Source organism: Croceicoccus sp. YJ47, assembly GCF_016745095.1.
Lineage (GTDB): Bacteria > Pseudomonadota > Alphaproteobacteria > Sphingomonadales > Sphingomonadaceae > Croceicoccus.
In genome coordinates, this window is sequence record NZ_CP067087.1 from 2,262,834 (window position 1) to 2,283,870 (window position 21,037).

General features: G+C 65.7%; 19 protein-coding genes and 1 tRNA gene. 10 read left to right on the plus strand and 10 right to left on the minus strand.

Translation table 11 applies throughout. The annotated features are described in order from the left end of the window. Window positions 1–22 precede the first annotated feature (22 nt). Window positions 23–718 carry an energy transducer TonB gene (locus JD971_RS11050; RefSeq protein WP_202083400.1) on the minus strand — a complete coding sequence of 232 codons (696 nt, stop codon included), beginning with the start codon at window positions 716–718 and terminating at the stop codon, window positions 23–25. A 430-nt stretch (window positions 719–1,148) separates the two neighbouring features. Between JD971_RS11050 and JD971_RS11055 the strand changes: the two genes are divergently transcribed. The 8 genes from JD971_RS11055 (at window position 1,149) to rplT (ending at window position 7,455) form a co-directional block, all read left to right on the plus strand. Beyond that, window positions 1,149–1,985 (plus strand): hypothetical protein, encoded by an 837-nt coding sequence (locus JD971_RS11055; protein ID WP_236672060.1) that lies wholly within the window; start codon window positions 1,149–1,151, stop codon window positions 1,983–1,985. 137 nt (window positions 1,986–2,122) lie between these two features. Beyond that, window positions 2,123–3,439, plus strand: a complete 1,317-nt coding sequence (locus JD971_RS11060; protein ID WP_202083403.1) for a homoserine dehydrogenase — start codon at window positions 2,123–2,125, stop codon at window positions 3,437–3,439. Between the two features lie 109 nt (window positions 3,440–3,548). Further along, complete coding sequence (gene glpX / locus JD971_RS11065; RefSeq protein ID WP_256435259.1) at window positions 3,549–4,526, plus strand: class II fructose-bisphosphatase; 978 nt, start codon at window positions 3,549–3,551, stop codon at window positions 4,524–4,526. Between the two features lie 213 nt (window positions 4,527–4,739). Continuing rightward, on the plus strand, window positions 4,740–5,675 hold the full coding sequence (locus JD971_RS11070; RefSeq protein WP_202083405.1) for a ribose-phosphate pyrophosphokinase: 936 nt from the start codon (window positions 4,740–4,742) through the stop codon (window positions 5,673–5,675). Next, window positions 5,675–6,457 (plus strand): inositol monophosphatase family protein, encoded by a 783-nt coding sequence (locus tag JD971_RS11075; protein ID WP_202083407.1) that lies wholly within the window; start codon window positions 5,675–5,677, stop codon window positions 6,455–6,457. Before JD971_RS11070 ends, JD971_RS11075 begins: the two co-directional genes overlap by 1 nt. Window positions 6,458–6,574: 117 nt before the next feature. Beyond that, a complete protein-coding gene (locus tag JD971_RS11080) occupies window positions 6,575–6,745 on the plus strand; it encodes a hypothetical protein (RefSeq protein ID WP_202083409.1) in 171 nt (56 codons plus the stop codon). A 134-nt stretch (window positions 6,746–6,879) separates the two neighbouring features. Next, the gene (rpmI, locus tag JD971_RS11085; RefSeq protein WP_202083411.1) at window positions 6,880–7,083 is read left to right on the plus strand and encodes a 50S ribosomal protein L35; all 204 of its coding nucleotides are present in this window, start codon (window positions 6,880–6,882) and stop codon (window positions 7,081–7,083) included. Window positions 7,084–7,095: 12 nt separating this feature from the next. Next, complete coding sequence (gene rplT, locus JD971_RS11090) at window positions 7,096–7,455, plus strand: 50S ribosomal protein L20 (protein WP_202083415.1); 360 nt, start codon at window positions 7,096–7,098, stop codon at window positions 7,453–7,455. Between the two features lie 99 nt (window positions 7,456–7,554). Here the strand turns inward: rplT and JD971_RS11095 are convergent, their stop codons facing one another. The 3 genes from JD971_RS11095 to radC form a co-directional block, all read right to left on the minus strand. Next, window positions 7,555–10,893 (minus strand): amidohydrolase family protein, encoded by a 3,339-nt coding sequence (locus JD971_RS11095; protein ID WP_202083417.1) that lies wholly within the window; start codon window positions 10,891–10,893, stop codon window positions 7,555–7,557. A 135-nt stretch (window positions 10,894–11,028) separates the two neighbouring features. Continuing rightward, window positions 11,029–12,489, minus strand: a complete 1,461-nt coding sequence (locus JD971_RS11100) for a methyl-accepting chemotaxis protein (protein ID WP_202083419.1) — start codon at window positions 12,487–12,489, stop codon at window positions 11,029–11,031. 360 nt (window positions 12,490–12,849) lie between these two features. Next, window positions 12,850–13,698 carry a DNA repair protein RadC gene (radC, locus tag JD971_RS11105; RefSeq protein WP_236672061.1) on the minus strand — a complete coding sequence of 283 codons (849 nt, stop codon included), beginning with the start codon at window positions 13,696–13,698 and terminating at the stop codon, window positions 12,850–12,852. Window positions 13,699–14,016: 318 nt separating this feature from the next. Here radC and JD971_RS11110 point away from each other — a divergent pair, with 318 nt between their 5' ends. After that, window positions 14,017–14,319, plus strand: coding sequence for an alkylphosphonate utilization protein (locus JD971_RS11110; protein WP_202083421.1), 303 nt, complete (start codon window positions 14,017–14,019; stop codon window positions 14,317–14,319). A gap of 292 nt (window positions 14,320–14,611) precedes the next feature. Here the strand turns inward: JD971_RS11110 and JD971_RS11115 are convergent. After that, window positions 14,612–14,687: transfer RNA gene (locus JD971_RS11115), tRNA-Thr, on the minus strand. Between the two features lie 160 nt (window positions 14,688–14,847). Between JD971_RS11115 and JD971_RS11120 the strand changes: the two genes are divergently transcribed. After that, window positions 14,848–15,690 (plus strand): hypothetical protein, encoded by an 843-nt coding sequence (locus JD971_RS11120; RefSeq protein WP_202083423.1) that lies wholly within the window; start codon window positions 14,848–14,850, stop codon window positions 15,688–15,690. Between the two features lie 187 nt (window positions 15,691–15,877). Here the strand turns inward: JD971_RS11120 and JD971_RS11125 are convergent, their stop codons facing one another. The 5 genes from JD971_RS11125 to JD971_RS11145 all read right to left on the minus strand — a co-directional run bounded on the left by JD971_RS11125 (window position 15,878) and on the right by JD971_RS11145 (window position 20,964). Then, window positions 15,878–16,594 carry a hypothetical protein gene (locus JD971_RS11125; protein WP_202083425.1) on the minus strand — a complete coding sequence of 239 codons (717 nt, stop codon included), beginning with the start codon at window positions 16,592–16,594 and terminating at the stop codon, window positions 15,878–15,880. Window positions 16,595–16,660: 66 nt separating this feature from the next. Beyond that, the gene (locus JD971_RS11130; protein ID WP_202083427.1) at window positions 16,661–17,539 is read right to left on the minus strand and encodes a hypothetical protein; all 879 of its coding nucleotides are present in this window, start codon (window positions 17,537–17,539) and stop codon (window positions 16,661–16,663) included. After that, the gene (locus JD971_RS11135) at window positions 17,536–18,873 is read right to left on the minus strand and encodes a replication-associated recombination protein A (RefSeq protein WP_202083430.1); all 1,338 of its coding nucleotides are present in this window, start codon (window positions 18,871–18,873) and stop codon (window positions 17,536–17,538) included. Before JD971_RS11135 ends, JD971_RS11130 begins: the two co-directional genes overlap by 4 nt. A gap of 202 nt (window positions 18,874–19,075) precedes the next feature. Then, window positions 19,076–20,230, minus strand: coding sequence for a glycosyltransferase family 1 protein (locus JD971_RS11140; protein ID WP_202087589.1), 1,155 nt, complete (start codon window positions 20,228–20,230; stop codon window positions 19,076–19,078). 59 nt (window positions 20,231–20,289) lie between these two features. Further along, entirely contained in the window at window positions 20,290–20,964 is a 675-nt protein-coding gene (locus tag JD971_RS11145; protein WP_202083431.1) for a queuosine precursor transporter, read from the minus strand. Window positions 20,965–21,037: the final 73 nt, after the last annotated feature.

The following is a 21,037-nucleotide window of genomic DNA, read 5'->3' on the forward strand; positions in this document are numbered from 1 at the left end:
GGCGGTCCATCCGCCCCACCGATCAATTGAGACGATAGGTAATGGCGGTGTTCACCGTCGAAGAAATCGGGTTTCCGGCATCGTTCAGTGCGGGGTCGTAGCGCGCATAACGCTCCATGCCTTCGCATGCCGCCTCGTCGAGGCTGGACGAACCGCTCGACCGGGTGACGGAGCAGGCGGTCACGCGCCCGTTGGTCCCCACGGTGACGCGAACGCCAACGGTGCCTTCTTCTTCGTTACGGATCGCACGGCTCGGATAATTTTCCTGAATCCGGGCGGCCCAGCGGCCCTGTCCGTCGGGGCTCGCACCGCGGGCCTTCGAGGGGGCGGGCGGCGGAGCGCGCGGTGCCGGTGCCGGAACCGGTGCGCGAACGGGCGCCGGCGGCGGGATGCGCAGCACGGGCGGAGCCGGCGGCGGCGGTGTGCGGACGGTGTCGATCTGCGGCGCGGGCCGTTCGATCCGGACCGCCGGCGGCGGCGCGACGGGCGGCGGCGGCGCAACCGGCTGCGGCTGCGGTTCCTCCGGCGGCGGCGGCGGCGGCGGCGGCGGTGGCGGCGGATCCTCGATATTGACCGCGGTCACCGTTTCCTTGAGTTTCTCGACCGCCTCGAACGCCAGGCCGGTGACCAGGGCGTAGATTGCCACAATGTGCAGCAAGGCGACAATCACGATCGCGGCAATCTTGTTGCCGCTCATCTGTTGGTCAGCGTAAGCCATTCAGATGCATCACTCCATTACTTCCCCGGGCAGAACGCGGATGCGAACGGCCGTGTAAAAAGAACGAACCAGTCTTGTCGACCGGATCGTACGCCCCATGTATACCCCTGCCGGCTGTACCGGGCGAGGGCTGCAAGCCAGCGAGACTTCGAAGCCTCGAAAACCGTTGAACCCGCGCAAAACGCAAACCGGTCTCAAGCCGGCTTATGTTCGAAGCTTTAACGGCGAAGCGTCAGCCACGCAATTGCTTTGTCGATTAACCCTTAATTCAGCACGTCTGTTGTTCTTTGCCTGAACAGTTTATGACATGGAGGCCTGCCCCGGTTCGATGCTCTCGCGCCACCTATGGGCGGAGCATCCGCAAACCTGGTGTAGCTTTATGCAAATGTCCTTCGGTCGCGGTCTGGCACTCTCCTTTTTGATAGGGACGATGCCGCTGGCGGCTCTCTCCGTCCCGGCCACCGCGCAGCCTTCCATGGCGCAGCCTGCCGCAACGCAGGCGAACGCTGCCCTCGAATCGCAGCTTCCCTATGCTGACCTCGTCGATCTGGCGGCGGGGGCGCCGCTGACCGTGCTGGGCACCGTGCGGCGCGCCAGCACGCTCGATGCCGACCGCACCGGGCCGGTGCGCGCAGGCTGGGCGCGGGTGTACGTGGAAGTCGAAACGAATCGCCTCATCGCCGGCACGACTCCGGTGGGGCAAAAGCTCAAGTTTCTCGCGGATGTGCGCCGCGATGGGCGCGGCAAGGTGCCCAAGCTTAAAAATCGCGACGTCGTGCTGTTCGCGCGCCCCGTGCCCGGACGTCCCGGCGAATTGCAGCTTGTCGCGCCGGATGCGATGCTGCCGGTCGAGGCGGTCGGCACGGCGCGGCTGCGCGAATTGTCGGCGCAGCTGCTCGACCCCGCGGCGCCGCCGGTCGTAACGGGCGTGCGCGATGCGTGGCACACGCCGGGCAATCTTGCGGGTGAGGGCGAGACGCAAATCTTCCTCGACACCCCGGGCGAGGAAGCGGCCTCCATCACCATCGTCCGTCGCCCGCGGCAGGCGCCGCGATGGGGCCTGTCGATCGGCGAGCTGGTCAATTCCGACAGCCGCCCGCCCGAACGCGGGACGCTGGCATGGTACCGGCTCGCCTGCGCGCTTCCGGCGACCCTGCCGCAATCGGCGCTGTCCTCCGGCGATCCGGCGCAACGGGAGGCCGCTGTGGCCGATTATGCGCTCGTCATCGAGCAGCTGGGCGAATGCGGGCGCACCCGGGTATTCTGAAATTGCGATCGGGGCGCGTTTCTTCGCGCGCCCCATGATGTCCGCGACCACCGTCGCGCAACACTATTGCGGTTCCCCTCTGGCCAACGGGCGTTTGCTCGCCTAACCCGCACCGGCCAAATGGAGGACACTATTCAATGACCGAGCCGCTGCGCATCGCCCTTGCCGGCCTTGGCACCGTGGGTGCCGGGGTCATTCGCCTGATCGAGACCAATGCCGATCTGCTCACCCGCCGGGCCGGGCGCGAAATCCGCATTACCGCCGTGAGTGCGCGCGACCGCGGCAAGGATCGCGGCGTGGACCTGTCGCCCTATGCCTGGGAAGACGACATGACCGCGATGGCCGCGCGCGACGATGTCGATGTCGTGGTCGAGCTGGTCGGCGGGTCCGACGGGCCGGCGCTGACGCTTGCGCGGCGGGCGGTGGCGCAGGGCAAGAGCTTCGTCACCGCGAACAAGGCCATGGTCGCGCATCACGGCCTCGCGCTCGCCCGCGAGGCGGAGGCCGCAGGCGTCGCCATGAAGTTCGAGGCCGCGGTCGCCGGCGGCATTCCGGTGATCAAGGGCCTGCGCGAAGGGGCCGCGGCCAATGCGATCGAGCGGGTTTACGGCATTCTCAACGGGACGTGCAATTACATCCTGTCGACGATGGAGGATACCGGCGCCGATTTCGCCGACGTTCTCGCCGAGGCGCAGGCCATGGGCTATGCCGAGGCGGACCCCAGCTTCGACATCGACGGGATCGATGCCGGGCACAAGCTGTCGATCATGGCCAGCATCGCCTTTGGGACCGAGCTTGACTTTGCGAATGTCGGGGCCGACGGCATCCGCCGCATCCTGTCTGCCGACATCGCGCAGGCCGATGCGCTGGGCTACGTGATTCGCCTGCTCGGCATGGCGAATGTCGAACCGGCCGTCGATGCCGCGGACGGCGACACGGTCCGCCTGTTTCAGCGCGTGCACCCCTATCTCGTGCCCAAGGATCACCCGCTCGCCCATGTCGACGGCGCGACCAATGCCGTCGTCGCGGAGGGCAATTTTTCGGGTCGCCTGCTGTTTCAGGGGGCCGGTGCCGGCGACGGGCCGACGGCCAGCGCCGTCGTTGCCGACATCATCGACATCGCGCGGGGCGAAATCGGCGCGCCGTTCTCCATCCCCGTGTCCGAGCTCAACCCCACTGCGCCTGCACAGACCGGCCACCGGACCGGCAAGGCCTATCTGCGGTTTCAGGTGGTCGACAAGCCGGGCGTCCTCGCCGAGCTTGCGGCCGCGATGCGCGATGCGGGCGTCTCGATCGAAAGCCTCATCCAAAAGGGCGCGGGCGACGGCCCCGTGCTCGTCGCGATGGTCACGCACGAGGGCGAGGAAGCCTGCGTCGACAAGGCGGTCGAACTGCTCTCCGGCTCGCCCAGCCTGGTCGAGGCGCCGCTCGTCATGCATATTCTCAAGCAATAGGGTGCGCCGGGCTTTATCCCGGTCTGCATTCGTATCATAACGCGCGGGCCGGCGCCTGTTTTGGGCGTCGCCCGCCCGCCATCCCGGCCATAGCGACAGGAAGACCCACGTGACCAAGCCCGCCCCCAGCAATGCCCTCGACCGCGTGCTCGTTCTGGAAATGGTCCGCGTGACGGAGGCGGCCGCGATGGCGGCCTCCCGGCTGGTCGGGCGCGGCGATGAAAAGGCCGCCGATGCCGCCGCGGTCGAAGCCATGCGCAAGGCGTTCGACGAGCTGTACATGGACGGCACCGTCGTCATCGGCGAGGGCGAGCGCGACGAGGCGCCCATGCTCTATATCGGGGAGAAGGTCGGCGGCGCGCCGGGCACGGGCCCGAAGATCGACATCGCGCTCGACCCGCTCGAAGGGACGACGATCACCGCGAAGGCGGGGCCGAACTCGCTCGCCGTGCTGGCTGCGGCGGAAGAAGGATGCCTGCTCAACGCGCCCGATGTCTACATGGACAAGATCGCGGTCGGCCCCGGCTATCCCGCCGACGTGATCGACCTTAACAAGAGTCCGACCGAGAACGTGAAGGCCGTCGCCAAGGCGAAGGGCGTGGAGCCGCACGAGATCATCGCCTGCGTGCTCGACCGGCCGCGCCATGAAAAGATCATCGCCGAATTGCGCGCGATGGGTTGCGGCATCGTGATGATCCCCGACGGCGACGTTGCCGGCGTGATCGCGACGACCGATCCCGACACCACGATCGACATCTACATGGGGTCGGGCGGCGCACCCGAAGGCGTGCTGGCCTGCGCGGCGCTGCGCTGCGTCGGGGGGCAGTTCAAGGGGCGGCTGCTGTTCCGCAACGACGACGAACGCGCGCGGGCGGCCAAATGGGGGATCGACGATCTCGACCGGATCTACGATCTCACCGATCTGGCGAAGGGCGACTGCATCTTTGCCGCGACCGGCGTGACCGACGGCTCGCTGCTTCAGGGGGTGAAGCGCCGCAAGGGCGGTCTGGTCACGACCGAAAGCGTCGTGATGCGCGCATCGTCGGGCACCGTGCGCTGGGTCCGGGGCGAACATCACAACGGGTGAGGCGGCGCGGCGCGGCGCGGGTGATGCCGCGCGCCTGCAACGGAACGGGACAAAGGGGGCCGCGCGGGATGACCGTGGCGGCCCCTTTCTCGTGCGCGGGCGCGTGCCCAATGTTGCAATTGTGCGACCGTGCGCTAGGGACGCAAGCCATTGAGGGATCACCAACGGACGGCCCGGACCGGTGCCGCTTTCGACCAATAGCGGGAACGCGCAATGAAGATCATGTCGGGCAATGCCAACCTGCCGCTGGCGCGGGCCATCGCGGGCTATCTCGAAACGCCGATGACCGATGTCAGCGTGCGGCGGTTCGCGGACGAGGAAATCTTCGTCGAAATCCACGAGAACGTCCGCGGCGAGGATGTGTTCGTCGTGCAGTCGACCAGCTTTCCCGCCAACGACAATCTGATGGAGCTGCTGATCTGCATCGATGCGCTCAAACGCGCGTCGGCGCGGCGGATCACGGCGGTCGTCCCCTATTTCGGCTATGCAAGGCAGGACCGCAAGCCCGGCCCGCGCACGCCGATCTCGGCCAAGCTGGTCGCCGATCTCATCACCCGCGCGGGGGCGGACCGGGTGCTGTCGGTCGATCTGCACGCCGGACAGATTCAGGGTTTCTTCGACATCCCGACCGACAATCTTTACGCCGCGCCCGCGATGGCCGCGGATATTCAGGCGCGCTACGGCGATCAGGATCTGATGGTCGTATCGCCCGACGTCGGCGGCGTGGTGCGTGCACGGGCACTGGCCAAGCGGCTCGACAATGCGCCGCTCGCCATCGTGGACAAGCGGCGCGACCGGCCCGGCGAATCGGAGGTGATGAACATCATCGGCGAGGTCGAGGGCCGGCATTGCATCCTCATCGACGACATCATCGATTCGGGCGGCACGCTGTGCAACGCGGCGCAGGCGCTGCTCGATCAGGGGGCGAAATCGGTCGCGGCCTATATCACCCATGGCGTGCTTTCGGGCGGCGCGGTGGCCAAGGTCTCGGGCAGTGCGCTGACCGAACTGGTCATCACCGACACGATCCGCGCGACCGATGCCGCGCGCGACAGCGACAAGATCCGCATCCTGTCCATCGCCACGCTCATCGGGGAGGCGATTCGCCGCATCGCCGATGAAAGCAGCGTGTCGAGCCTGTTCGACTGATGCGGATCGCGGACGATATCGCGCTGGCGGAGCGCCTCGCCGATGCTGCGGGCGCGGCGATCCGGCCGTATTTCCGCACCGCGCTCGACACAGAGCGCAAGGGCGATGCCAGCCCGGTCACCGTCGCCGACCGGGAGGCGGAGTCCGCGATGCGCGACATTCTCACGGCCGAGCGGCCCGAGGACGGCATCATTGGCGAGGAATACGGCGTCGAACGGGCCGGGGCGAAACGTCAATGGGTGCTCGACCCGATTGACGGCACGGCGGGCTTCCTCGCGGGGCGGGCGATGTTCGGCACGCTGATCGCATTGATGGTGGATGGCTGGCCGGTGCTCGGCGTGCTGGATCAGCCGATCGCGGGCGAACGCTGGATCGGGGCGGCGGGGCTGCCGACGACGCTGAACGGGGCGGAGGTGCGCACGCGCCGGTGCCGCGAGCTGAGCGAGGCGACGCTGGCCACCACAGGGCCGCATTATTTCGACGATCACGACGGCGAACATTTCATGGGGCTTGCGGCCAAGACCGATCACAAGCGCATGGTGATGGGCGGCGATTGCTACAATTATGCCATGCTGGCGACTGGGCAGCTCGACATCGTGGCGGAGGCCGGGCTGAAGCTTTACGACTGGGCCGCGCTGGTTCCCATCGTGGAGGGCGCGGGCGGGACCATGGCCGACTGGAACGGCGATCCGCTCAATGCGACGAGCGACGGACACGTGATCGCACTGGGCGAACCGGCGCGGCTCGAAGAGGTGGTTGAAGCGCTCGCCTGTCATCACTAGGCTGCCCGTCACGGGTTGTTAAGCATCCCCATGCAACCCTGCCATCTGCATGGGCCGGGGATGACGGACGGACGAATCGTGATATCTTTGTTCAAGGCGATTTTTCCGGCAGCCCTCATGACCTGGATCGTGGCGAAGGTCGCGGCGATGCAGGGGACGCGCGCCGGCGTGCTCAACGTGCACTGGGTGATCATCGGCGACTGGAGCACCTATTGGTCGTGGCCGATGATGGGCATCGCGCTCGGCCTGTGCTGGTCGATCACCTTCATGCTCGATTCCCTGCGATAGGGTGCGCGAAGGCTTGCAATGTTCGTCGCGCCCGGTTATGCGCGCGGCTTCCATCGACACGTGATTTCCAAAGCCGGCCTGGCGACAAGGGCTGCCAGGGCTGGTCGGACGTGTTTCTATACAAGGAGACGAAAATGCCCAAGCTCAAGACGAAGAGCGGCGTGAAGAAGCGCTTCAAGCTCACCGCGACCGGCAAGGTCAAGCATGGCGTGGTAAGCAAGCGCCACCGCCTGATGAGCCATAACGCCAAGTATATCCGCCAGCAGCGCGGCACGAAGGTGTTGTCCGATGCGGACACCGCGACCATCAAGAAATGGGCGCCCTACGGGCTGAACTGAGGAGCATAGACAATGGCACGCATCAAACGTGGTACGACCACGCGTCAGAAGCACAAAAGGCTTCTCGAACAGGCCAAGGGTTACCGGGGCCGCCGCAAGAACACGATTCGCGTCGCGCGTCAGGCCGTCGAAAAGGCCGGCCAGTACGCCTATCGCGATCGCAAGGTTAAGAAGCGCAATTTCCGCGCCCTCTGGATTCAGCGCATCAACGCCGCGGTCCGCGCCGAAGGCCTGACCTATTCGCAGTTCATGCACGGCACGAAGCTTGCCGGCATCGAGCTCGACCGCAAGGTGATGGCCGATCTCGCCATGAACGAAAGCGCGGCCTTCGCTGCGATCATCGCTCAGGCGAAGAAGGCGCTGCCCGCGTAAGACTACGCTGGCAACCGAACGCAAAAAAGGCGCGGGGGCAAATGCCTCCCGCGCCTTTTTTCATGGACGCCGCCCCGGTGAGGGGGCGGCGCCTCTCCGTCACTCCCACCAGTAGGGTGCCCGTGCCGCATCGCCGGTGACGATCTCGTTCATGGTCGCCGCATCATAGGCGCGCCCGCCCAGAACGACCGTATCGACCCGCTCCGTATTGCGGATATTGGCCAGCGGATCGCCATCCAGAATGACGAGATCGGCCAGCTTTCCAGGTTCGAGCGAGCCGATTTCCCGGTCCATCCCCAGCGAACGCGCGGACACGATGGTCGCGGCCTGCAATGCCTCAAGCTCGGTCATGCCGCCGCGCACGAACGACCAGATTTCCCAGTGCGTGCCGATCCCTGCCTGCTGCCCATGGGCGCCGATGGAAACGAGCACGCCGGTATCGGCGATCTTCTTCGCCTCGCGCGCGACATCGTCGTCGATGAAATCGCCCTCCGGCGCGGTGGTGCGCCGGGCATTGGCGGCGCGCAGGATCGCGGGCGGGGTATGCGCCTGCAACAAGGGCTGCGCGAACACGTCGGTCGCCTGACGCCAGTAGGGATCGCCGGCCAGCCCGCCATAGCCCACGACGAGCGTCGGCGTATAATTGGTGTTCGACTGGCCGAAGAATTGCAGCACGTCGGCGTAGATCGTGCCCACCGGGATATTGTGCTCCAGCGTGGAATTCCCGTCGGCGACGAGGTTCATGTCCATGCCGTAGAGCGAGCCGCCCTCCGCCACGACGAGCATGTTTTCCTGCCGCGCGGCCTCCACCACCATCTGCCGCTGATCGCGGCGGGGCTGGTTGTAGTTCTTTACGCTCGGCGCGCCCTCGGCCTTCAACCGGCGCACATGGTCGAGCGCATCGTCCAGCGTGTCGATCTGCGCATAGGCACCTGGCGCCCGCGCGCCATAGATGATGCGCCCGGTCGAAAACATGCGCGGGCCGAGCAGGCGGCCGGTGCGCTGCATGTCCTCCGCCACGAAGAAACTCGTCCCGCTCGACGGATCGTGGATCGTCGTGGTGCCGAGCGCGAGGTTCTGAATAAGGCTCCAGTTCTGCTGCGGCACCAGCTCGCCATCGGCATAGGCGCCGTGGGCATGCGCATCGACGAAGCCGGGGACGATGGTCTTGCCTGCCGCGTCTATGGTCGGCGTGCCTGTGGGAACGGTCGTCGTTGCCGCCGGCCCGACCGCAACGATGCGCCCGTCGCGGATCAGCACGACCGCATCATCGACGATGCCGCCATCCTCGCCCGCCATGGTGACGACCTTCGCGCCGGTGATCGCCAGCATGCCCGACGCGATCGCCGCCGGTTCGGTGCGAAGCATCGACACGCCGGTCTGCGGCGGGGTGAAGGCGGCGCGATCCTGCCCCTCTATGGGAGGAGCCGCGGGAAAAACCTCTGACAATCGCGCGGTATAGAGCGTCGGACCGAGCGACCAGTGGATACGCTCCCCATCGTTCGACCAGTGGACGTAATCCGCTGCGGTGTCGGACAATTCGACGACAGGCAGATCCTTTGCCGTGGCCGAGATCGTCACGGCCTGCCCGCCCGGCATCAGCGGCATCGCATAGGCATCGAAATTCTCGGTGAACGCGAAATATCTGCCCGATGGCGACACGCTATATCCGGTGACGAGATCGCCCTTGGCATGAACGCGCTGCGCTTCGCCGTTGCGGTCGGTCGAAACCAGAGTCTGCGCCCCGTCGGCAGAGCCTGTCATGAAGATACGATCGTTCGACGCGCCGAAATGGGGCGCCGCCATGCCCCGCCCGATCAGCACCTGCGCCCCGCCCGTCGCCGCGACGCGATAGACGCCGGGATCGTCGCTATATTCCGGGGCGGTGAGATAGCCGCCTTCGCCGCGTTCGAACACGATCGTGCCGCCATCGGGAGAGAACACAGGCCGCGCATAATGGCCGGGCCGGTCGGTGACAGTGCGCCCACCGCGCCCGTTCGCGCCGATGGTGCGGACTTCGCCTAACCCCTCGTCGGTCCAGCGGACATAGACGATGCGCGATCCGTCGCGTGACCAGCTGGGGTAGAGCTCGAGCGCGTCGTCTCCCGTCAACCGCCGCATCGTGCCGCCGCCCGACGGCATGGTATAGAGCCGGCCCAGGCTTTCGAACACGACCGTGCGCCCATCGGGCGATACCGCAGCGAAACGCGGCATGGTCGCCGCGACATTGGCCTGCTCGACCGGGATGACGGGATGCGGCGCGCTGGCGATTGCGCGCGTGTCGTCGATGGCGAAGGGAATGATGCGGGCGTTCGATCCGTCCGCGTCCACGCGCCGGATCTTGCCGCCGGCCCAGAACACGATCGACCGGCTGTCGGGCGTCCAGTCCATGTTGGGATAGACGCCCGTGACCGCCCAGGTTTCCTGCACATCCTGATCGAGATCGTCATAGATCTTGCGCGTCGCGCCAGTCTTCAGATCCTTTACGTAAAGCTTGGAGCGCGTGTTTTCGCGCCGGACAAAGGCAATCTTCGATCCGTCGGGGGAGGGGGTGGGCCGCACCGCGCCGCCGAGCCCGCTGACCGCCGTGGTCACCTCGTCGCGGAGAAGGTCGTACCGTTCGATGTCGAACAGGTCGGTATTGGAATCCTGCGCATATTCGAAAATCGGTCCCGGCGTGACATTGCGCGTATAATAGATCGCCTCGCCATCGGGGGCGTAGATCGGCTCGCCCAGTTCCTTTTGATGCTGCTCGTTCGGGCGTTCGACCAGCGCGACCCCGCTTCCGCCCGATACATGATAGAGCCACACCTCGCCCGTGCCGAGTGAGCGGCCGGTGGTGAAATGCTTCTTCGCGGCAATGAACTGCCCGTCGGGGGACCAGGTCGGCTGATTAAGAAGGCGGAAATCCTCCTTCGTCAGCTGCCGCTTGTCCGAACCGTCCGCATTCATCAGCCAGATATTGTCGCCGCCGCCCCGGTCGGAGGTGAAGGCAATGCGCCGCCCATCGGGGGAAAAGCGCGAATGCACCTCCCAGGCCAGCCCTTCGGCAATGCGCGTCGGGGTGCCGCCCGCGATGGGCATGGTGTAAATATCGCCGAGCACGGAGAAGGCGAGGGTCTGACCGTCGGGCGACACGTCGATGTCGATCCATGTACCCTCGTCGATGCGGATCGGCACCTGTTTGAGCGCGACGCCCGGCGGGGCGTTCACGTCCCAGGCCGGAGGCTCGGCATCCGCCGCGATCGAAGCACCGGTCGGGCCATCCTCAGCCGTCTGCCGGGGGAGCGGGTCCGGGACGGTGACGGGGCGGCGGTTCTGATCCTCCGTCGTTTCGGTCTGTTCGACAGGGTTCGTCCGCTCCTGCGGCGCGGCGCCTTGCGCCAGGGCCGTCGTGGATAGCAGCGTGGAGGTAAGAAGGCAGATTGCGAGTTTCATGAACGATCCCGAAGCATCAAAAGGATCGCCACCCTAGACCGGAACCGACCGACTGCAAGGATGCGATGCGAAAGGGGCGCGGCGGTGCCGAACCGCCGCGCCCCTTGTCGCGCATTTGGTGCCGTCCGCCCGCGGTCAGCCGTGCGTCCCCGTCCGATTGCCGCGCGCATTGTCGTTGGCGAGGGAGGGGCGGGTCGCCGTTCCGCCCTCGCTCGTCCGGAAGGTGGAGACCAGTTCGGTGAGCTCCTGCGATTCATTGGCGAGGCTGCGGGCCGCTGCGGTGGATTCCTCGACCATGGCGGCGTTCTGCTGCGTCATGGTGTCCATCCGCCCGACGGCAAGGTTCACCTGCGTGAGATTGGTGGATTGCGTTTCCGCCGACACCGCGATCTCGTCGACAGACGCGCTGACTTCGCCCACGCGGCCGACGATCTTGGTCAGCAGCTCGCCGGTTTCGCCGACCAGCTTCACGCCATTGGTGACCTGCTTGGAGCTGTTGGTGATGAGATCCTTGATATCCTTGGCCGCATCCGCCGACCGCTGTGCCAGGGCGCGGACTTCGTTCGCGACAACGGCAAAACCCTTGCCCGCATCGCCGGCGCGTGCCGCCTCGACCCCGGCGTTGAGCGCGAGGAGGTTGGTCTGAAACGCGATGCCGTCGATCACGCTGATGATCTGGGAAATCTCCTGCGACGAGGTTTCGATCTCACCCATGGCGGCGGTCGCCTTTTCGACCACCTTGCCGCCGTCGGTCGCCTCTTCGTGCGCCGCGCTGATCGAGCGCTGCACTTCGATGACGCGGCCGGCGGTTTCCTTCACGATGCCGGTGACCTGGTTCATGGCCGCGGCGGTTTCCTCGAGGCTGGCGGCCTGCTGTTCGTTGCGATTGGCAAGATCGTCCGATGCGGCGCGGATTTCGGCCGAGGCGGTCGACATCGACTGCACCCCGGAAATCACGGCCAGCATGGTTTCCTGTAACGATTCCATCGCCGTGTTGAAATCCTTTTCCGCCTGCGCGAACTCGCTGGGCAGTTCGGACATGCGGGTGGTGAGATCGCCTTCGGCCAGACGGGCGAGCGACTTGCTCATCGATTCGATGACGAGATGGATGTTCTGCTCGTTCCGGTCGAAATAGGTGGAGAGCGCGATATCCATGTCGAGCAGCGATGCACGCACCAGGAGCGAGACATCCTCCGCCAGCCTTTTGCGTCCGGGCAGGAAGCGTTGCACCCCCGGCGCGATGAGCGCGTGGATGGTTTCATCGAGGATGAGCGAATAGCCGCCGATATACCATTTCGGCTTCAGATCGATGCGGGCGTGAACCTCGCCAATGACCTTCGAGCGTTCGAGATAGGCATCGTTCAGCCCTTGCGAGAACAGTTTTTGCCAGTGGGTTTTCTGGGCCGACTTGGCGCGGGCGATCTGCTGTCCGCCGGAAAACATCGCGGCCAGATGGGGCGTGCCCTGTATCTTGGCGTAAAATCGCGAAATCGCGCTGTCGAGGAACTTGTCGAGCTTGCGTCCCAACTTCTGCAAACGGCCATCGGAAGCGTCCAGCTCGTAAAATGCGACGCGATCGTGAATGGAATTTTTCATGTTCTGCCCCCAGGAACCGTCGGGAAACACGGGGTGAATGAGCGATCCAGTTCATTCGGCTGACTGCGCCATTTCGGGCAAGGCCGGTTCGCCGACATGGCGCCCGGATGCATCCTGCGTGTCATCCTGTTACCCCGCGCGGATCGGGTCCGCCCGCTTGTGCCCGAAGAACGCCGAATGCGTTTCTCCGGAAAAATCAAAACCTGTCCGGTGCTCCGATCACTGCGGCGCATCTGACATGACGATGATTATGCGGAAATCGGGAAAGCTCGCCTTGCAAGGCGGATAGGGGCAATCGCGTAATGCGATCGCCGGTTCCGCACTATCGGGTCCACATATGGACCTTTTGCCGCGAACGGGTCAGACGAAGCCTCGCTCCTTGAGAGAAACGTGGCCGCTGCTGCTCATGATGATGTGATCGACGACGCTGACGTCCATCAATCGTCCCGCCTCGGCAATGCGGTTGGTCAGCTTGATATCGGCCTGGCTCGGCTCGGGATCGCCGCTCGGATGGTTGTGCACGAGGATCAGCGCGGTCGCCCCGAGGTTGCAGGCCCGGTGAATGACCTCGCGCGGGTGCATGGCGGATTCGCTGATGGATCCGTCGCTCAGGTGCTCGTCCTTGATCAGTTCCAGCTTGCCATTGAGATAGAGCACGCGCGCCCGCTCGCGCTTCAGATGGTTGAGATCGGTGGCAAGATAATCGAGCAGCGTCTTCCAGTTGTTGAGCACCGGCGCCTGACGCAATTCGGTCGCGGCGAGATGTTTCGACGCGACGAGCGCGATTTTCAACGCGCCGATCACCATGTCGCCGACCCCGTAGATCCGCCGCAATTCGTTGGGATCGGCGTTAAGCAGGGCGGAGATCGACCCGAAATGTTCGAGCAGCCTCTTGGCCAGCGGCTTGGTATCGCGCCGTTCGATCGCGGCGAAGAGGAGGAATTCGACCACCTCGTAATCCGCCAGCGAATCGTGGTCCCCCTCGATCAGCCGCTTGCGCAGGCGGGCGCGGTGACCCCATCCGGCATGCGTTTTTCGGCCTGCATCCTCGGAGCGACCGGGCCGCTGCTCGTTGAGCGAGGTGGGCATCCTGCTGCGCCAGGCGTCGGGATCCTCGAAAGGCTGGTCGTTGTCCTGCATAGATTCGATCCGCTGCGATTCGGAAAAATTCGTGCCGCTCACGATAACCGGCACGGGCAGGTTGGCCACCTTCGATTTTCGCCGCGTACATCGCGCCGGGCGAGAGTGGGCGCGCCGCAAAACGTGCCGCATGTGCCGAGGACGTGCCGGTGCGGCATGATGCGGCAGGTTCGTCGAACGTTACGAACATGGCTTCCCGATCAGGACCGCAGGTGTCGTTCGCGACGAGCGGGACCGCACCGATGACCGATGCCGATGGACGGCATGCGCGTGATGCGCGTATCGGGGCCGACAGGCCGGGCCCGCTGCCGGGAAATTGGTTGGGCGGGCAAGCGGCAGGGCGGAAACGGGCCGAATGTTTACAACGCTATCGAACGGGATTTTTGGATGAGCGACGAAGACTATGTTTACGACGAGGAGAGCGGCGAATGGATGCCCGCCTCGCAATTGGCGGACCGCACGGCGGCGCCCACGACGGTCGAGGTTCGCGATGCGGTCGGCAATGTCCTGACCGATGGTGACCAGGTCACGCTGATCAAGGATTTGAACGTGAAGGGGGCGGGGCAGACTCTCAAACGCGGCACGGTGATCAAGTCGATCCGCCTGACCGGCGACGAACAGGAAATCGATTGCCGATACGAAGGCATCAAGGGTCTGGTCCTGCGCGCCGAGTTCGTTCGCAAGCGATGACGTACCCGGGCGGGTCTGCGAACGGTGCCGACCCTCCCGATGATACGTGATGATCTGATGGCTGTCGTTCGGTGCGGCTTAGGCCCGGCCCGCCCGGTGAGCACGTTGCCGTGCTGTCGCGCCGTATCCTCGGCCGCAAGGGCCGGGTGCGCGCTGTTGCCGGTGGCCATGGCACGGACGTTTTTTGGATTGCGCGGGAAGTCCCCGAACTGCGCGCTAGATTGGAAATGGGCGGAGCCCCGACCGAGAAGCACGGCTTTGATGCATGGCAAGACGCTTGTGGGAAGGGGGCTGGTGCCGGCTACAGGATTCGAACCCGTGGCCCCCTGATTACAAATCAGGTGCTCTACCAACTGAGCTAAGCCGGCATACCGCACAAGTCTGCGGTTCCTGAGACTTACAGGCGCAGATCGGAAGGGCCGCTAGGATCCTTCGAATGCTCCTGGTTCCGTCGTTATTCCATCGGTATCGCGCCCGGGCCCGACGTTCCCACAGGCACGACACGCCGCTGATGATCTGCTTCGGCTGATGAGTCAACGCCAGAAAACGAGGGGTCATCTGCGGAAGAGCCCGCTTGCGTGGACCTCACCCGACCGTAGCGACCGCTACGTCCGGTGCGGCAGGATGCCTTTCACGAAAGCGGATCCGCATCTATCCGAACGCGGGGGCGCGTTCCGGCCTAAGCGCGCATCCGGTGAAAGCCCGCCGCGCAAGCTATGGGCTCAGTTCCTTCGGACGAGGCGCGCCTGCGTGACATCGTATTCGAACCGGGTGATGGACCCATCCCTGATTCGTTCGACAGCCGCGCCTATCACGTGGATCGGGACCAGGAACAATTCGCGGCTGCACGGGATTGCCGAATCGGTCGGCGATCGCAATGTCGATCTGGGCCGCGCCGAAGGCGCGGTGGTTGAGCCGTTCCAGCTTTGTCCGGTTAATATTGAAAAGGTGATATTCGGCGACGATCTCGACCTCCGCCATGAGGAAGGCGGTTGCCGCCGCGCATCCGCCACGCGCCTTTCGATACTCATGCTGGTAACCCCGATCTTGTGCAACGAGGTCCCGGCGCCCGGCAATGTGGAGGTGGTCCGACTTGCTGCGCAGGACGAAACTGTCGTCGATCGCCGGCGCGGCAGGAAGCGCGTGCGTATCGAGCGGCACAAGCAGTTCGCGCGCCTCGTCGAGCGCGCGCATGCCGTCGAACCGAACGGCATAGATCCGCTCGAATATGTCGCGATCCTCGCTATGCTGCGGCGCGCGGTCGTTCTGTTCGCGGAAACGGACGATATCCTCGAACCCTGCGATGATCCGTTCTTCGCGCAGCGGATAGGTTGGCGCCTTGACCGGCGCGATGTCGACGCCGAGCGCTGACCGCAGTTCCTCATCGGACAGATTAGCCACGGGCCGCCGCCTGCGCGCGATGGCGGGCAAATGCGGCGACACACTCGGCCAGCCGCTTCTCCCACCCATCCTGCGACGTGATTTCGGGCAGCGGGCCGCGCGCCTTCTCGAAGCGCAAGGCGCATGCGGCAAGCTCGCGCGCGTCCTCCGGCTGGATCTAAATGTTTTTCGCGGTGATGACGGATTGCACCTGCTGCAGCACGGTTTCGTTCATCGCCTTGGCGAACACGGCACAGGTCGCGTCGCACGGGTTGATGCTGTCGATGAGCGCGGTTTTCGACCGCTCCGTACCGACGTCGGCCATGCCGCTCGCCACCGCCTTCGCCTTTAGCGTGAGGTCGAGCGCGGAGATCGCGTGTTGCCGCACCACCGCATGATCCTCGGCGCTGAGATCGGGATAGCGATCGCGAACGATCTTGCCCATCTTGCGCTGGATCAGCTCCTGCGGCACGGTTTCCTCGTTTAACAGGCCTTGCTCCAGGCTGCTTTTGTCCTGCACGAATTGCGTGATGAACTCGTTCAGGTCGTCCTTGCAGATCCGCTGCGCCTCATCGCTCTTCGGCTCGAAGAGCTCATTTATCACGACATGGACCTGCCCCGTATCGTCGCGCACGCCGACATTGTTTTCGGCGTCGCTGTATCCGCCCGGGCCATAGTCGAAATCGTCGAGCGGGCCTGGTTCCTTCGGGGTGAAGTGGAGGCGGGGGGCTAGCACCTGCGCCATGAGCAGGCTTGCCGCGACCGCGTTGGGATAGCGCCCGCTCACCCCGGAGGACGAGGCTAGGTTTACGCCGGTCGCCCGTCCGGTGAGTGGGACGGCCAGGATGGCAGCGGCAGGGCTCTGGCCGCGATGCGCTATTGGCGATACCGGCATGCCATGCGGTTCGCGCCGCGAGCCATTGCGCGAATACAAACGTTCGGCCGCTGGCCCGGTCTTGCGTCAGGGCACCCCGAAGGTCCACCCCTCGGTCGCGGCAATCTCGGCGCTCGTGGCCTGTGGCTGCCATAATTCGGGGCGATCCGCGGCGGTGCGCAACCATGCCGCGGTAAGGAGCGCGTCGGCGCTGTGGTCGTCGATCGGGCCGCGGCGCGCAACCGCGGCGCTGCCAAGGGAATGAAGGCCTGCGTTCAGCGATGCGCAATCGGTCATCTTGCTGCGCGCGGCGGTGCGTCCGGCGGCGATCGCGGCAAGCGCGGTATAGATTTCCACGATGACGGAACCGCCTTCGGGCAAGGGATCGATCGGCCAGACCGGAACCGCGCCGCCCAGCCGCGCGAGAACGCGCATGCCCGTCAGGCTCGACTTGCCCACCTGCGCCGCGCCGACGAGGTTGAAGTTGGAGTAGGGCTTGCACCCCTGCTGTTCCTGCGCCCATTCGGTGATCCGGAACCGGCCCCGGCGATGGGTGGCATCGGGGTGGTGAAAGGCGGCACCCTCGCGCCCGCCGTGCCGCCGGAAATACGCGCTGAGCCGGGGGTGATCGACAAGGCTGCCGACCTCCAGATTGGGATCGCCGGCGCAGATCGCATCGACCATGTCCCACAATGCGCGGGCATTGGCGGGGCTGTCCGGCCAGCCCGGAAAATACGCCCCGCAATCGGCAAAGGGCAGCGCAATGCCGAGATCCATGCCGACCAGCGTGCCGGGCGCAAGCTCGTTGCGCAACCATTCCAGAACCTCGCCGCGCGACCACGGCCTGTCCCTCTGGACGAGCGTGGGCGGGCCATCGCCCGTGCATTGCGCGACGGCGATACCGCGTTGGCGTTCCCCCTTCGCGCCGGACCAGTCGATTGCCGCGAAATGGCGAAACCGGCTCATCCCTCGCCGGACGGCCCGCGCATGTCGCGGCGGCGCGCGTCCCACCATTCCATGCGTTCGGCGATGCGCTTTTCAAAACCGCGCGGGACGGGGCGGTAATATTCCTGCGCCGCCATGTCTTCGGGCCAGTAATCCGCGCCTGAAAATCCGTCATCCGCATCGTGGTCATAGGCGTAATTCTTGCCGTAGCCGATGTCCTTCATCAGCTTTGTCGGCGCGTTCAATATGTTTTGCGGCGGCATCAGGCTGCCGGTTTCCTTCGCGCTTTTCCACGCGGCCTTCATGGCCTTGTACGCCGCGTTCGATTTGGGCGCGGTCGCGCAATACAGGCACGCCTGCACGATGGCGAGCTCACCCTCCGGCGACCCGAGAAATTCGTAGGAATCCTTCGCCGCGAGACATTGCACCAGCGCATTGGGATCGGCGAGGCCAATATCCTCCGACGCGAACCGGACCAGCCGGCGCAATACGTAGAGCGGCTCCTCCCCCGCGGTCAGCATCCGGGCGAGATAGTAGAGCGCGGCCTGCGCATCCGACCCGCGCAGCGATTTGTGCAACGCGGAAATCAGGTTGTAATGCCCGTCGCGATCCTTGTCATAGACCGCGACGCGCCGTTGCAGGAACCGGCCTAGCGCCGCAGGATCGAGGGGCGCGTCGATCCCCGCGGCATAGAGCGTTTCGGCCTGGTTGAGCAGGAACCGCCCGTCCCCGTCCGCCGATGCGACAAGCGTGGCGCGCGCATCGGGATCGAGCGGGAGCGGTTGCTCCATCAAATCCTCCGCCTTCGACAAAAGCGCCGACAGCGCATCCGACCCCAGCCGTTCGAGGATCAGTACCTGCGCGCGCGACAGCAGCGCGGCGTTGAGTGCGAAGCTCGGATTTTCGGTCGTCGCGCCGACCAATGTCACCGTGCCGCGTTCGACGAAGGGGAGGAAGCCATCCTGCTGCGCGCGGTTGAAACGGTGGATCTCGTCCACGAAGAGCAGGGTCCGCTGCCCAGCTTCGCGCGCGCGTTCGGCCTCGGCAAAGGCTTTCTTGAGGTCGGCGACGCCGGAAAAGACCGCGCTGACCGAGATGAAGCGCATGCCCACCGCATCGGCGAGGAGGCGCGCGATGCTGGTCTTGCCCGTGCCCGGCGGCCCCCACAGGATCATCGAGGTCAGCCGCCCTGCCGCCACCATGCGCCCGATCGCGCCATCCGCGCCGGTCAGGTGATCCTGACCGACCACATCGGCCAGCGTCGCCGGGCGCAACCTGTCGGCGAGCGGGGCATCCGCTGCGGCGGGGGACGGCGACGGCGAGGGGGGCGGGTCGGATTGGAAAAGATCGGCCATTGTTCACAATCTAGGATGCGGCACGCGGAATGCCAGATGCGCGCGGGCCGGAACGCACGGGTAACGCGGGCCTGCGTGCCGATAGGATGCGGCCGGGATGCCGTGCGAGCGTGGACTCGGTGGGCGGGGAATGGCGACTGCCGGGCGTATGCGCCTGTTCGCGGCGCGCGCATGTTGCGTCCCGCAAATGGATCAGCCTTGTCTATTCCGGCGCGCGGCCCCAGCGCAGCAGGCGGACATAGGTATCTGCGACCGCGCTGTTGATCGTGTCCCAGGCGTAATCGGCGGCCCGCGCCTCGCCCGCCGCGCCATGGCGCCGGGCGAGCGTTTCATCCGTGACATAGGCGGTGAGCGCCCGCGCAAATGCATCAATATCGCCCGGTTCGACCAGCATGCCCGATTCGCCATCGGCGACCAGGCTGCTGCTCCCCGTGGCGGCGGCGGCGACCACCGGCACGGCGCAGGCCATCGCCTCCAGCGTGACATTGCCGAATGTCTCGGTCACCGAGGGGTTGAAGAAAACATCCATCGACGCCACGGCGCGGCCAAGGTCTTCTCCGGTCTGATGGCCGACGAACACGCCGTGGGGGAGATTGTCCTCGAACCATCCGCGCGCGGGCCCTTCGCCGATGACGAGTACGCGATGCGCAACGCCCGCATCGCGAAGCTGGCGCACGGCGGCGGTAAACACGTCGAGCCCTTTTTCCATGACGAGCCTACCGAGGAACCCCACCACCTTTTCATCGTCCCCGATGCCGAGCGATCGGCGCCAGCCCATGTCGCGCCGCGCGGGCGTGAAGATGTCCCGGTCCACCCCGCGCGTCCACAGCGACACATCGTCGTTCATGCCCTGCGCCTTCAACAGTTCCACCATCGAGGGCGAGGGCGCAACCAGCGCGTCGCAGCGATTGTAGAACCGGCGCAATCCCTTCACCATCAACGGTTCGAGAAACGCCGCATGATAATAACGCGGATAGGTTTCGAACCGCGTATGCACCGAGGCCAGCACCGGAATATCCCGCTCCCGCGCCCAGGTGACGGCGCGGTGGCCGAGGATGTCGGGGCTCGCCACGTGGACAACATGGGGCGCGAACCGGGCAAGGTCGCGGCGCGCCGCCGCCGATAGCGCGATGGGGAGGCGATATTCGCTGCGCCCCGGAATCGGCACGGCCGGCACGCCGACCAGTGGGCCCGTCGCGGGAAAGGCGGGTTCGTCCACCACCGGCGAATAGGTGCGCACGTCGAACCCCTGCCGCAGCAGATATTCGACCAGCCGGTTGAGCGCCTGGTTCGCGCCATCGCGCACGTAATTGTAATTGCCGCTGAAGAGCGCGACACGCAGACCATTGGGTGACATGTCGCCGCCCATACCGCCCGCCGCCCGCTTTGGCGAGGGGGCTGCGTCGTCGTGGCCCGTCATGCCGGGGTGCGGCGCGATCCCGGCCGGTCGAGCCGCGTGCCGATCGCGACCGCCGCCGACACCAGCCACGGCACGACAAGGAGCGAAAGCGTGACCTTCGCCAGCAATTGCCCGATGAGCAGCGGCAGGATCGGGAACACGCCCAGGAATGCGACCGTGATGAAGATGACCGTATCGACCGCCTGCGAAATGGCGCCGGCGATCCCGGCGCGCACCCACACCGGCCCGCCCATGCGTTCGCGCACGAAGGAGATGATCGTCACGTTGAGCAATTGCGACACCCCATAGGCGATCGGCCCGGCGAGCCAGATCCGGAACGTCCCCGACAATACGGTCTGTATCGCGGTGAGGCGTTCGGGCTCCATGTCGGGGGAGGGGGGGAGCGCCGACACGAAGATCGACAGCAGGATCGCAGCCACCAGCGGGACAAAGCCCCACAGCACCAGCCGGTTCGCCACGCGCCGCCCGTAAAGCTCCGTCACCGCGCCGCCCAGGATCACGAGGATGAGAAACGCGAACATCCCCGATTCCACCGCGAACGGGCCGAGCGCGACCTGCTTGTTCCCCAGCACGCCCGCAATGCAGGTCATCCCGCCATAGAGCAGGGCGAACACGAAAAGGGCAGGGGCGATGACCGGTAGATCGGCGGGAAGAGCGGAATGTTCGTTCATCCCTGCAGGCGATAGCCGGTTTGGCCCATACCGCAAGACCATACCGCATGCCCGTGCCGCGATCCGGGCGATT